Annotated in this window: 11 protein-coding genes; 4 read left to right on the plus strand and 7 right to left on the minus strand. The window is 71.2% G+C overall.

What is annotated here, in order from left to right; translation table 11 throughout:
- Window positions 1–101 precede the first annotated feature (101 nt).
- The 7 genes from ABEB28_RS21425 to ABEB28_RS21455 all read right to left on the minus strand — a co-directional run bounded on the left by ABEB28_RS21425 (window position 102) and on the right by ABEB28_RS21455 (window position 6,591).
- Window positions 102–1,019 (minus strand): tetratricopeptide repeat protein, encoded by a 918-nt coding sequence (locus tag ABEB28_RS21425; RefSeq protein WP_345729944.1) that lies wholly within the window; start codon window positions 1,017–1,019, stop codon window positions 102–104.
- Window positions 1,020–1,107: 88 nt separating this feature from the next.
- Window positions 1,108–1,452, minus strand: a complete 345-nt coding sequence (locus ABEB28_RS21430; protein WP_345729945.1) for a DUF3817 domain-containing protein — start codon at window positions 1,450–1,452, stop codon at window positions 1,108–1,110.
- A 918-nt stretch (window positions 1,453–2,370) separates the two neighbouring features.
- On the minus strand, window positions 2,371–3,234 hold the full coding sequence (locus ABEB28_RS21435; RefSeq protein WP_345729946.1) for a pentapeptide repeat-containing protein: 864 nt from the start codon (window positions 3,232–3,234) through the stop codon (window positions 2,371–2,373).
- 12 nt (window positions 3,235–3,246) lie between these two features.
- Complete coding sequence (locus tag ABEB28_RS21440) at window positions 3,247–3,687, minus strand: hypothetical protein (protein WP_345729947.1); 441 nt, start codon at window positions 3,685–3,687, stop codon at window positions 3,247–3,249.
- Window positions 3,680–4,147, minus strand: coding sequence for a DUF6313 family protein (locus tag ABEB28_RS21445; protein ID WP_345729948.1), 468 nt, complete (start codon window positions 4,145–4,147; stop codon window positions 3,680–3,682). The genes ABEB28_RS21440 and ABEB28_RS21445 overlap by 8 nt, the downstream gene beginning before the upstream one ends.
- Window positions 4,148–4,224: 77 nt before the next feature.
- Window positions 4,225–5,202, minus strand: a complete 978-nt coding sequence (gene meaB / locus ABEB28_RS21450) for a methylmalonyl Co-A mutase-associated GTPase MeaB (protein ID WP_345729949.1) — start codon at window positions 5,200–5,202, stop codon at window positions 4,225–4,227.
- A 192-nt stretch (window positions 5,203–5,394) separates the two neighbouring features.
- The gene (locus ABEB28_RS21455; protein WP_345729950.1) at window positions 5,395–6,591 is read right to left on the minus strand and encodes an acetyl-CoA C-acetyltransferase; all 1,197 of its coding nucleotides are present in this window, start codon (window positions 6,589–6,591) and stop codon (window positions 5,395–5,397) included.
- Between the two features lie 176 nt (window positions 6,592–6,767).
- Between ABEB28_RS21455 and mce the strand changes: the two genes are divergently transcribed.
- From mce to ABEB28_RS21475, 4 genes are all read left to right on the plus strand, one after another.
- Entirely contained in the window at window positions 6,768–7,196 is a 429-nt protein-coding gene (gene mce, locus ABEB28_RS21460) for a methylmalonyl-CoA epimerase (RefSeq protein WP_345729951.1), read from the plus strand.
- A gap of 182 nt (window positions 7,197–7,378) precedes the next feature.
- On the plus strand, window positions 7,379–8,710 hold the full coding sequence (ccrA, locus tag ABEB28_RS21465) for a crotonyl-CoA carboxylase/reductase (protein WP_345729952.1): 1,332 nt from the start codon (window positions 7,379–7,381) through the stop codon (window positions 8,708–8,710).
- 424 nt (window positions 8,711–9,134) lie between these two features.
- Window positions 9,135–10,496, plus strand: coding sequence for a coiled-coil domain-containing protein (locus ABEB28_RS21470; RefSeq protein WP_345729953.1), 1,362 nt, complete (start codon window positions 9,135–9,137; stop codon window positions 10,494–10,496).
- A 267-nt stretch (window positions 10,497–10,763) separates the two neighbouring features.
- Window positions 10,764–13,465 (plus strand): hypothetical protein (locus ABEB28_RS21475; RefSeq protein ID WP_425558984.1); only part of this gene is annotated, 2,702 nt, incomplete at its 3' end.

Consider the following 13,465-nt stretch of genomic DNA (forward strand, 5'->3'; position numbering starts at 1 on the left):
TTGGTTCCGCGGCCGGGCGCGCTCCGGAACGGCAACTCAGGGCTTTCCGGAATGACAAAGGGAGCCGTGCACGGTCGCACGGCTCCCTTTGGTCACTTCGGTCAGAACAGCGCGCTGGTCAGATCGCGACGCGCCTTGATGACCACCGGGTCGTCCGGCGGCGCGATCGCGAACAGATCGAGCAGGTGGGTCCGCACCCGGTTGCGGTCGTCCCCGGCCGTTCGGCGAATGAGCGTGATCAGGCGCGCGAAGGCCTGCTCGGCGAGCCCGGACACGAACTCGACGTCGGCGGCGCGCGTCTGGAGATCCACGTCGGCCGGCGCGGCCTCGGCGGCGGCGAGCACGGCCCGGCCGTCGGTGACGCCTTCCAGTCGTCGCATCAGCCCGATCTGGGCCAGCCCGCTGGTGGCGTTCTGGTCGTTCGGCGTCTCCGCGAGCAGCGCCTTGTACGCTGCCTCGGCGCCGTCCAGGTCACCGGCCTGGAGCTTGTCGTCGGCGTCCAGCAAGCGCGGGTCGGCGGGCACCTCCGCCTCACCACCGGCGGCCTTGAGGATCGCAGCCAGCCACTGCCGGAGGTTGGCCTCCGGCTGGACGCCGGCGAACGCGTCGACCGGCTGGCCGTTCACGATCGCCATCACGAACGGAATGCTCTGGACGCGGAACGCCTGCGCCAGTCGCGGGTTGGCGTCGATGTCGATCTTCGCGAGAACCCAGGCGCCGTCACCCTCGACGGCGAGCTTCTCGAGGACCGGCGACAGCTGCTTGCAGGGCTGGCACCATTCGGCCCAGAAGTCGATGACGACCGGGGTTTGCAGCGAGCGCTGCAGGATCTCGTTCTGGAACGTCGCCTCGGTGACGTCGATGACGTACGGCGTGTTGCCGGTCGGGGCCGGCGTCGGGTCGGCGCCCGCCGGTCCGCCACCGGCCGGCGCAGCCGCGGGCGGAGTGGAGCGCAGGGCGGAGAGGTCGACGGCGCCTGCCAGCGAGGCGGCCGTCATGCGGGGATTCGGCTGTCGCATGTCCCCAGTGTTCCACTCCGCAGCCGGTATCCCCGCGTGGCCCTGCGCACGGCCTGCCCTTGCGGGCTCCCGCCGGGTCTGCTGGTGCTCAGACGCCCGCGGAGGTCGGCGTCCGCTCGCTCGCCTTCTTCATGGCCCAGCGCTCGAAGAACAGCGTGCCGAACGGGGGGATCGAAGCGATCAGGCCGACGAACGTCGCGCGCAGGCTCCAGCCGGCCACCGGGCGCGTGAGCAGCACGGAGACCAGGTACAGGATGAAGAGCGCGCCGTGGATCGGGCCGAAGATCTTGACGCCGATCTCGTTCTCGACGATCAGGTACTTGAAGACCATCCCGATCAACAGGCCGGTCCAGGAGAGCGCTTCGGCCAGCGCCGCGAGGCGGAAGAGCCGGAACGTGGTGGTGGAAGGGGTGGTTGCGGAGGTGTTCGACACCGTCGGGGCTCCACTCGTGCTGGCGACCGGTCTTTGACGACAAAGCGTAGACGATTCAGCGGAGGATCCCCGCCGAGGGTAGACGCAGCCGGTCCTGGGCCTATCTCAACGGGCGCTGCCGGGCCCGCCGGGTGGGGCCTTTTCGGGAACACCACCGCAGCCCGGCCGCGCGGGGGGTGGTTTCGGGAAGACCACCGCTCGTGGGCCGGCGGATTCCTGCGGTCGTGGCAACGCCCCGGGACCGGGTGCCCGTCGGGCAACGGCGGGGACGCCGCTGCATCGGCGGCGGGTATCCGCACGGAACGACGCCGGTGTTGAGCACGAGCTCCGACTACCGCACGGTCGGTGGGGCTTGGTTGTCGCCGTTTCCGGGGGCCGCCGAGATGGTTGTCGTCGTTTCCGCGCCATGGTCCGGAATCCACGACAACCACTCCGGACGCAGCCCCGAGAGTGCGACAACCGCATGCCGCTCCGCGCCGAGAGGGCGACAACCATCCGCCGCTCAACCCGGAATGCGCGCCAACCATGAGCGGCGCCACACCGACGACTACCTCTGCCGCGTAGCCGGCCACCCCATTGCCACGACCGTGTGAGGATGCAGACCGTTGGTCACGGATGGTCGGGAAGACCAGCCCGCCGAAAGCACGCGCGCACTCGAGTTTCGGGAAGACCACTGCGCCCAGGGCACTCGCGGGCGTGAGATCGGCAAGTGCGGGCGGGCGGCACCCGGCTGATCGGGGCACACGTGGGTGGGCGGTGAGCGGGGCGCTGGTGGGTGCCAGCACCCGGCGGCCGTCGAGATGCCGGCTCGGGGAGCGACGGGCTCGGGGAGCGGCGGGCTCGGCAAACGGCGGGCTCGGCAAACGACGGGCTCGGCAAACGACGGGCTCGGGTAGCCGCGGGCTCGGCGAGCGACGGTCAGGCGGGGACGCGCGCCCGGATGGCTGCGCCGGGGCGAATGCGGTACGTGTCCGGGCCGATCTGGTCCGACCGGGTCCGGATGACCGCGGCGAGCGCACCGGGCCACCGGGTGTCGACCGACCACACGACCTCGGAGAGGTCCGCGTCGGCGAGATCGGCGTCGAGCAGGACCGCCCCGGTGAGCACCGCACCGGTCAGGTCGGCACCGCACAGCACGGCTCCGGCCAGCACCGCCCGGTTGAGGTCGGCCCGGCGGAGGTTCGCGTCGGCCAGGGAGGCCCGGCGCAGCGACGCCGTCGACAGGTCGGCACCGGGCAGCGTCCCGCCGTCGAACCGGGCGCGGTCGGCGTCGACACCGACCAGGTGGGCCATGCCCAGGTCGGCCTCGCGCAGGTCGGCACCGGTCAGGTCGGCCGCCACCAGGTCGGTGCGGCGCAGCTGAGCGCGCACCAGGTCGGCGTCGGCGAGCCGGGCGGAGCGGAGGTTGGCCGACCGCAGGTTCGCGGTCCGCAGGGTCGCGCCGCGGAGGTCGGCCCGAGCCAGACAGGTCTCTCGCAGATCGGCGCCGCCGAGCTCGGCCTTCTCCAGCTGCGCGTCCCGCAGGTCGGCCCCGCGCAGCTCCGCGCCGTCGAGCCGCCCGGCGCGCAGATCGGCGTCGGAGGGGAGCAGGCGGACGTCGAGCGCCGTACCGACCTCGACGACGGACGTGGCCACCTGCTGGTCGACCCAGCCCTGCCGGGCGTCGGGGAAGGCGGCGTCGAAGAGTTCGCGGCTCAGCTCGCGGAAACTGCCTCGCAGATGTGCGGACGCGAAAAGCTCAGCATCAGGGTCGTGTGCACCCAGCCGGTCGTCGGATCCCACCGTCGGCCTCCTCTACCGGGAGCTCACCATCGCGGGCTGCGGACAGATGGGGCATCGCCCTTGGCGCGCCATTTTGTTCAAGAGTAGCGCGGATGCGCGAACTGCTCGACGGATCGCGAGTTCTCCGGACACATTGGGCTTCACGATATCGGTATCGAGCACTCTCGAGACCACGACTTCCCAGTGCGCCTGGGCCGTCCGCCAGCCGAGATCGCCGTCTCCGTTGCGCGCGCTGCGGACCGCGACCGGTGGCGCGGTGTCCGATCCATGGTGGATCTTGACGAACGTCGGCACGAACTCGGTCGGGACACCGGGCCACCCGGACGTCGCCGGTGGCGGCACCGCGAGGAACCCGCGGCGGGCACCGTTCCGGGTCGCGTCGCCGTTGCGGGCCGCGTCGCCGGAGCCCTCCGTGCCGACCAGCTCCCACAACAGCGGGATCAGCTCACTCATCGTCGAGTTCCCGCAGGATGTCGCGGAGGTCGTCCTTGGTTATCTGCGGGAAGTGATCGGTGAGCGAGCGGGAGCGGCGGGATGCGATCGAGTCGCTGACGACGTAGCCGGCGACCGCACCGGCCACACCGGGCATCACCAGCCACCCGGCCACCGAAAGGAACCAGGCCAGCACCGGCGCGGAGGTCTCGGCGGGCGACTCGATGCCGAGGCTGACGTCGTACGCGTCGCGCCAGCCGACGACGAACCCGGTGATGACGTAGAGCACCGCCAGCGCCACCAGTACCGGTAATCCGCGGAAGAGTAACCAGTACCGCAGGTTGCGCTGGTGTCCACGCGAGCGCCACCAGCGGCGCAGCAAATCCCGACGTCGCTCGTGCGCGACATCGGGAACCGAGAGGGGGAAGTCCGCCGGTAGGTCGGCGTCGCCAGGCTGGGCGTACCCCGGTGACCGAGCCATGCGCCTAACGCTACGGGCAACCGGGGTCACCGCGCCCCTCAGTACCCCCGATCGGTGCACGGCTTCGCGCGCGAGCGTCAGTCCGATGTCTCGGCGAGCAGGGCGTCCGCGGCGGCGTAGGGGTCGAGCTTGCCGTCGAGGATCTGGTCGGCGAGGGAGTCCAGCGCCACTCCCCCGCGCAGGTCACCGATCCGCGCGCGCAACGCCGCCACGGCGATCGCCTCGACCTCTCGCGCGGCCCGCTCACGTCGCCTCGAGCGCAGCCCACCGGTCTTCTCCAGCCAGGCGCGATGCGCGTCGATCGCCGCGAGCACGTCGTCCACGCCCTCGTTCCGCGCCGCCACGGTCTTCACGATCGGTGGCCGCCAGTGGGCGTCGTCGGCGTAGCGTCCGCCGAGCCCGAGCATGCCCTGCAGGTCACGGACCGTCGATTGTGCACCGTCCCGGTCCGCCTTGTTGACGACGAACACGTCGGCGATCTCCAGGATGCCGGCCTTCGCCGCCTGGATACCGTCCCCCATCCCGGGCGCGAGCAGGACGATCGTCGTATCGGCCAGCGACGCGATCTCGATCTCGGCCTGCCCCACGCCGACGGTCTCGACGAGGATCACGTCGCAGCCGGCGCCGTCGAGCACGCGAATCGCCTGCGGGGTGCCCCACGACAGGCCCCCGAGGTGCCCGCGCGACGCCATCGACCGGATGAACACCCCGGCGTCGGTCGCGTGCTCCTGCATCCGGACCCGGTCGCCGAGCAGCGCCCCTCCGGAGAACGGCGACGACGGGTCGACCGCCAGGACGCCGACTCGCAGGCCTCGCGCCCGGACCGCCCCGACCAACGCGTTGGTGCTCGTCGACTTGCCGACGCCGGGAGAACCGGTCAGCCCGACCACGTACGCGTGGCCGGTGTGCGGGGCCAGCGTCGCCGCGACCTCGCGCAGCGCGGGGCTGGCATCTTCGACCATGCTCACCAGCCGGGCGACCGCGCGCGGCGACCCGTCCCGCGCCTGCTCGACGAGCGCCCCGACGTCGACACCCCGCCGGCTAGACGCGCTCACGACCCTCCCCGGTTCGCCCGACGGCTGCTGCCCTCAGCGTCCGCAACACGCAGTTGCTGTTCAAGCGCCGCCAGGCGCGCGATTGTTCGAACATGGAGCCCGCTGAGGACGAGTCTGGCAGTCGAGCGGGCCGACGTCGTGACCTTGGCCCTGGCGTCGTAAGGAGGCCCGCTCGACTGTCAGACTCGCACGTCAGCGGGCCGCAACCTTAAGAATCAACGCGTCGCCCTGGCCACCGCCGCCGCAGAGCGAGGCCGCACCGACACCGCCACCGCGGCGCTGCAGCTCCAGCGCCAGGTGCAGCGCGATCCGCGCGCCGGACATCCCGATCGGGTGGCCCAGCGCGATCGCCCCGCCGTTGACGTTGACCTTCGCGTCGATCTCTTCCTCGGAGAGGCCGAGGGCCCGCGCCGAGTGGACACCGACCGCGGCGAACGCCTCGTTGATCTCGATCAGGTCCAGGTCGGCCACCGAGAGGCCTTCCTTACCCAGGGCGTGCTCGATCGCGTTCGCCGGCTGCGGCAGGAGGGAGTTGTCCGGGCCCGCGACGTTGCCGTGCGCGCCGATCTCCGCCAGCCAGGTCAGACCCAGCTCCTCGGCCTTGGCCTTGCTCATCACGACGACCGCGGCCGCACCGTCGGAGATCTGCGACGACGAACCAGCGGTGATCGTGCCGTCCTTGGCGAACGCGGCCCGGAGCTTGGCCAGGGTCTGGGTGGTGGTGTCCGCCCGCACGCCCTCGTCGGTGGAGAACACGATCGGGTCGCCCTTGCGCTGCGGGATCGACACCGGCGCGATCTCGGCGTCGAACACGCCGTTCTTCGCCGCGGCGGCCGCACGCTGGTGGCTGCGAGCGCTGAACGCGTCCTGGTCCTCGCGGGTCAGCCCGGCGACCCCGACGAACTTCTCGGTGGACTCGCCCATCGCGATCTTGTCGAACGCGTCGGTCAGGCCGTCGTGCGCCATCGAGTCGAGGACCTCGATCGAGCCGTACTTGTACCCGGCGCGCGACTTCGGCAGCACGTGCGGCGCGTTCGTCATCGACTCCTGGCCACCGGCCACCACGATGTCGAACTCACCGGCGCGGATCAGCTGATCGGCGAGCGCGATCGCGTCCAGGCCCGACAGGCAGACCTTGTTGATCGTGATCGTCGGGACGCTCATCGGAATTCCGGCTTTGAATGCCGCCGGGCGCGCCGGGTTCTGGCCGGCACCGGCCTGCAGCACCTGACCCATGATCACGTACTGCACCTGCTCGGGGGCGACCCCGGCGCGCTCGAGGGCGGCCTTGATCGCCACGCCGCCGAGATCGGCTGCCGAGAAATCCTTCAGCGACCCTTGGAGCCGCCCCATGGGGGTGCGCGCGCCGCTGACGATTACGGAAGTCATGGGACGCCTCCGAAAAGATGATTACGGGGATGTCACGTCACCATACCGATGAGTAGCTTCAATGGTGCCGTGAGAGATGCCACAGCCATCCGCGGATGGCTTCACGTACCTTCAGCGGCCACGACGCGGGAAACCGCGGAATCGTTCCACAAGCACGCTGCCGTGAGGAGCCACTGATGGCCATTCGCCGGATCGACCATGTCGGTATCGCCGTTCCGGATCTGGACGAGGCGCTCGCGTTCTACCGGGACACGTTCGGTCTCGTCGCCGAACACGAAGAGGTGAACGAGGAGCAGGGCGTCCGGGAGGCGATGTTGGTGCCGGCGGACGGCGACCCGTCGACCGGCCGGGTGCAGCTGTTGGCGCCGCTCCGGGCCGACTCCGCGATCGGCAAGTTCCTCGACCGGTCCGGACCCGGCATTCAGCAGATGGCCTACACGGTCGACGACATCGAGAAGACCAGTGAAGAGCTGCGCGCGAAGGGCCTACGGCTGCTCTACGACGCGCCGCGGCGCGGCACCGCGGGATCGCGGATCAACTTCGTCCACCCCAAGGACACCGGCGGTGTCCTAGTCGAGCTGGTGGAGCCCGGCGGCGCCCACTGACCCCGGCGGCCACGGCCGCCCCGTCCGTGGCAGCGCGAGCGCGCTGAGCTGCGGGGAGGCGGCCGCTGCCCAGCCGGACCCACCGGGTGGAGTGGGTCACAGGATGGTCTTCTGAATCATTACTGGTGGGTAACATTCGGCCACTCCCAAGCCCTGTAGGACCGATCTGGAGGCGCCGACCCGTGAAGCAGATCCTCGACGCGATCCTTGCCGATGAGCTGGACGCAGTAGGCGCGCTGGAGGTGCCCGAGTCCTACCGCGGTGTAGTGGTCCGCAAGGACGAGGTGGACATGTTCGCCGGGCGGACCACCCGCGACAAGGATCCCCGGGAATCGCTGCACGTCCAGGAGATCGCCACCCCGGAGCTCGGGCCGGGCGAAGCGCTGGTCGCGGTGATGGCCTCGGCGGTCAACTACAACACCGTCTGGACGTCGATCTTCGAGCCGGTGTCCACGTTCGGTTTCCTCGAGCGGTACGGCCGGCTCTCGCCGCTGACCAAGCGGCACGACCTGCCGTACCACGTGGTCGGCTCCGACCTGGCCGGCGTCGTGCTGCGCACCGGCCCGGGCGTGAACAAGTGGAAGGTCGGCGACGAGGTCGTCGCGCACTGCCTCTCGGTCGAGCTGGAGAGCCACGAGGGTCACGACGACACGATGCTCGACCCCGAGCAGCGCATCTGGGGCTTCGAGACGAACTTCGGCGGCCTGGCCGATCTCGCGCTGGTCAAGGCCAACCAGCTGATGCCCAAGCCCGACCACCTCTCGTGGGAGGAAGCGGCCTCCCCCGGCCTGGTGAACTCGACCGCCTACCGGCAGCTGGTGAGCAACAACGGCGCCGGCATGAAGCTCGGCGACACCGTTCTCATCTGGGGCGCCTCCGGCGGTCTGGGCTCGTACGCCACCCAGCTGGCGCTGGCGTCGGGCGCGACCCCGGTGTGTGTGGTCTCCAGCCCGGACAAGGCCGAGATCGTCCGCTCGATGGGCGCAGACCTGGTGATCGACCGCAACGCCGAGGGTTACAAGTTCTGGAAGGACGAGCACAACCAGGACCCGCGGGAGTGGCGCCGTTTCGGCGCCAAGATCCGCGAGCTGACCGGCGGTAAAGACCCCGACATCGTGTTCGAGCACCCGGGTCAGGAGACGTTCGGCGCGAGTGTGTTCGTGGCTCGCAAGGGCGGCACCATCGTTACTTGTGCCTCCACTTCCGGTTATCTGCACCAGTACGACAACCGTTACCTCTGGATGAACCTGAAGCGCATTATCGGGTCGCATTTCGCTAACTACCGCGAGGCTTACCTCGCCAACGACCTAATTGCGACCGGACGGATTCATCCGACTCTTTCGAAGGTCTACCCGCTCGAGCAGACCGGGCAGGCAGCCTTCGACGTCCACCGGAACCTTCATCAGGGGAAGGTCGGCGTGCTCTGCCTGGCGCCGGAGGAGGGTCTCGGCGTGCGGAACGAGGAGAAGCGGAACCGGCACATCGACGCGATCAACCGGTTCCGCTCACGCTGATCGATGAGGCTTGTCCAGGCCCGGTTCGCCGAGCGATCGCCACGTAGCCGGGCATCGCGAAGCGCACCGATGGTGCGCCGGGCCTGAACAAGTCTCGACCGAGGCCGTGCCGGGCGCCGTGGGGGCCGCTCGTCACGGCCTCGGTTTGTCCGGGGGAGGACGGCCCGGGCGCCACCCCGGCGGTGGGGCATCGCGTCGATTCGGAACTGCTCGTCCGACTACCCAATCGCGCCGAGGCGTCCAGAAAAGATCACACACAGTGAAATGGACGCCGTCGAAACGCGTGGTGCACCAGTGCACTGGGGTGTTCCGCTGAGTCGCGGATCAGCCGAACCGCCGTACGGTGTGTCGCTTGGGTTTTTCGCGTCGAATGTGAGAGAGGGTTCGCTAGATGCGGCCATCCGGGTCTGCGATAGTGGGCGGCATGCAGCCGACCCCCACCGAGAACAACCTCTCGTTCTTCGACTCCTCGAACACTGATCCGGGCTTCACCATCGCGCTGCGCGGGTACGACCGGCACCAGGTCAACGAGCACCTGCAGCGGCTCACCACCGAGCTGACGCAGAACCAGTCCGCGAAGTCCGAGGCCGAGCAGAAGCTCGCCGAGGCACACCACCGGGTGCGCGCGGTCGAGCAGCAGCTCACCGCGTTGCAGCAGCAGATGCGTAGCCAGCAGAAGCAGCTCCAGGAGAACTCGAAGCCGACGCTGTCCGGCCTCGGTACCCGGGTCGAGCAGTTGCTGCGGCTGGCCGAGGAGCAGGCGAACGAGCACCGCACCGAGGCGGAGAAGAAGGCCGAGGAGACTCTCTCGGCCGCCCGCCTGCAGGCGCGCGAGCTGACCGAGAAGGCCCGCGCGGAGGCGCAGTCCGTCAAGGTCGCCGCCGAGCGGGACGCCACCGGTGTGCGGGAAGCTGCCGAGCGCGACGCGGGCGAGATCCATGCCGAGGTCACCCGCGAGGTCGACGCCATCCGGGCCACCGCCGACCGCGAGACCCGGCAGATGCGCACCACGGCCGACCACGAGGTCGCCGAGCTCAAGGCACGGGTACACCGCGAGGTGGCGCAGCTGCAGGCCACCGCGGAGCGGGAGGCGACCCAGCTGCGGGCGGCGGCCAAGCAGGAGACCGAGCAGCTCCGCAACAAGGTCAAGGCGGAGACCGAGCAGCTGCGCACCACGGTGCGGCAGGAGACCGAGCAGCTGCGCAGCGAGGCCACCCGCGAGGCCGAGCAGAAGCGGGGCGAGGCGAGCCGCATCCTGGCCGAGGCACGCGAGAAGCGCGACAACGACCTGCAGGAGCTCGAGCTCCAGCTGGCCGAGCGGCGCGAGCGGGCCGAGCAGGAGGAGTCGCAGCGGCACGCGGCCGCGGTCGCCGAGACCCAGAAGCTCGTCGCCGAGGCCGAGCAGCGCGCCCGGGTCGCCGAGACCCGCGCCCGCGAGGTCGAGGCCCACACCGAGTCGCGCCGCAAGGCCGCCGAGGCCCAGGCCAAGGACATCGTCGAGAAGGCACGGGCGCTCGCCGACAAGACCGTCAGCGAGGCGCGCGCCGAGTCCGAGCGCCTGATGTCGGACGCCAAGGCCAACGCCGAGCACAACACGACGCAGGCCAAGCGTCAGGTGTCCGAGCTCACCGCCCAGCGGGACGCGATCACGACGCAGCTCGGCCAGCTGCGCGAGATGCTCGCCGGCCTGGTCGGCGGCGGCGCGGCGGCGGCCACAGTGGCGAAGGCCGCCGAGGTGGCCAAGACCGAGCCGGTCGAGGCGCCGAGCGCAAACGGGCGAGGCTGATCGATCGAGGTGTTCTCCGACGCCGGGCCCCAGCGACGTGGTCCGGCACCGGGCGGTGGCTGCACTCACCGACGGCGCGGTGACCCGGTGTACGCACCGGGTCACCAACCGTTAACAGGGTGCCGACGCCGAGACACCACATGATCGGTCGGCGCGTGGAACGATGTGTCGATGGGCGTTGCCGGCCAGGCGATTCCCACACCGGAGTTACAGAGCGCCTGACCGCCGCCATGGGGGTCCGGCTCGGAACGATGCGAGTATGACTGCATGTCGCAGGAGGACGGGCACGGCCTTCTCCCGGTGAGCGGCGGCGAACCGATGCCGTCGTTCGAGGTGGTGCTGCGCGGATACGACCGACGTCAGGTCGAAGACGCGCTGCGCCGGATGGAAGGCGAGCTGGGCGCGGTCGCTTCGGACCGCGACGCCGCGTACGCGCGTTCGGACGCGTACGCCGCCCAGGTCGAGCGGCTGCACGCCGAGATCGACCGGCTCCGCGGCGAGATCTACCACCTGCGGCAGCAGCTGGAGTACGCCGTCCGCAACCCGCACGCCGAGGTCAGCGCCCGCGTGCAGCAGATCCTCGACCTGGCAGAGGCCGAGGCGAACGAGATCCGCGCCACCGCTCAGAACGAGCTGGTGGGCGCCCGGAACACCGTCCAGCGAGCCGCCGCCGAGGCGGAGGCTGCCGCGCATCGCGTCCTGGACGACGCCGCGCGGGACGCCCGCGGCTTACTGCGCGACGCCGAGCAGGAGGTCACCCGGCAGCGCGAGGAGGCCGAGCGGGAGCTCGTCGAACACCTCATCGGGCTGCGGGAGGAGATCGCCCGCGCCCAGGAGATCATCGACGAGAACGAGGCCGAGGCCCGTCGCCGGGCGGAAGCGATCCTGCAGGACGCCGAGGAGCGCGCCACCGCACTCCCGGCCGAGGCCGAGGCCTACGCCCAGGAGGTCCGCGAAGGCGCCGACGAGTACGCCGAGACCACTCGGAGCGAGGCGGAGGCCTACTCGACGCGTACCCGGTCCGACGCCGACTCCTACGCCAACCAGCTGACGACCGCCGCGAACGAGCGGCTGTCCGCTGCCGTCAACGCCGCCGAGGAACAGGCCGAGGAGCTGGCCGCCGAGGCCCGCGAGCTGGCCAACACGATCGAGGCCGAGGCGCGCGAACGGGCGGATGCGCTGATCGCGGAGGCCGAGAGCCGGCTCGCCGAGGCAGAGCAGCGCATCGCCGACGCGGAGCAGAAGGCCGCCGCCGCGATCAAGAAGGCCGACAACCACGCCGAGGGTGTGGCCCGCGAGGCCGACGACTACGCCAGCTCCGCCCGGCGTAATGCCGACGAGTACTCGGTCACCACCCGCAAGGAGGCCGACGACCACGCCGAGCGGGTCGCCCGGCTGGCCGACGACCACGAGAGCACGGTCCGGCTGGCAGCCGACGAGTACGCGACGAGTACTCGCCGGGAGGCCGACACTTACGCCACGACGATCCGCGCCGAAGCCGATACCTACCGCACGACCACCCAGACCGCCGCGGACGAGTACGCCGAGGCCACCCGCCGTGAAGCCGACGAACACGTCGTCCTGGCGAACCGGAAGGCCGACGACCACGCGGAGCGGGTGGCCCGCGAGGCCGACGACTACGCCGCAGCCACCCGGCGCAGCGCCGAGGAGACCGCAACCCGGGTCACCGCCGAGGCGGCTGCGGAGGCCGCCCGACTGACCGACGACGCCGCGGCCGAGGCGGCCCGCCTGACCGCGGAGGCGCAGCAGCGCGCCGACGAGCTCACCGCCGAGGCCGAGGCCCGGCGCACCGCGCTCACCACCGAGGCCGCCGCAGAGGCGACCCGGATCGTCGCCGAGGCCGAGCGGGTCGCCTCCGCGCACACCGCGCAGGCGGACGAGCAGGTCCAGACGATGATCGACGCGGCCGAGCAGCAGGCCGCGCTGGTCACGCGCGACGCGGACGACACCGCGGCGACCACGGTGAGCCAGGCGCAGGAGCGGGCTCGGACGATCATCACGGTCGCCGAGGCACGGTCCCGCGACCTCGTCGGCACCGCCGAGCGGCGGGCGCAAGACCTGGTGGCCGACGCCGAGCGTCGTGCGGCCAAGGTGCGCAGCGCGGGCGAGGAGAAGGCCGCGACGCTGGTCGCGAGCGCGGAGGAGCGGGTACGGGCGCTGCAGGCCGATGCCGAGCAACGCGCGGAGGCGGTCGTCGCCGAAGCGCACGAGCAGGCAGCACAGGCCGCAGCCGAGGCCGCCGAGGCGACCGCCGACGTCTTCCGGCGCGCCCGGGAGGCCGAGGACGCCGCCGCGACCGTCCGGGCGGACGCCGAGGAGGAGGTTGCCCGCGCGCTCGCGGAGTCGGAGGAGAAGGCCGCCGAACTCGTCCGCACCGCGCAGGAGAAGGCCAGCGCGCTCCGTGCGCAGGCCGAGGAGCACGCCCGGAAGGCCGAGGACGACCGGGACGAAGCCGCCGAGGCACTGCGCGACGCCCAGGAGAAGCTGCACGCCGCCGAGCAGGAGGCGGCGACCACGGTTGCCGGCGCAAAGATGGTGGCGCGCCGCAAGGCGAGCGAGTTGATCGAGGCCGCCGAGCAGAAGGCGACCGAGACGACGTCCGCCGCCGAGGCGCTCGCGTCCGAGACGAGAAAAGCGGCGGACGACCACGCCGAGCGCGTGGCCCGGGAGTCCGACGACTACGCGATGTCCACGCGGCGCAGCGCCGACGAGCACAGCACGAAGGTTCGGGGCGAGGCGGACCAGTACGCGTCCTCGGTCCGGCGCGAGGCCGACGAGCACGCGAACCGGGTCAAGACCGAAGCCGACACGCACCGGGCCACCGCCGAGAAGGCCGCCGCCGACGTCACGGCGAAGGCGGAGGCCACCGCCGCCGAGCTGGTCTCCAAGGCCGAGTCCAAGGCCTCCAAGCTGCTGTCCGAGGCCACCTCGGTGGCGGCGGCCGCCAC

Origin of the sequence: Cryptosporangium minutisporangium (assembly GCF_039536245.1) — a bacterium.
Classification (GTDB): Bacteria; Actinomycetota; Actinomycetes; order Mycobacteriales; family Cryptosporangiaceae; genus Cryptosporangium; species Cryptosporangium minutisporangium.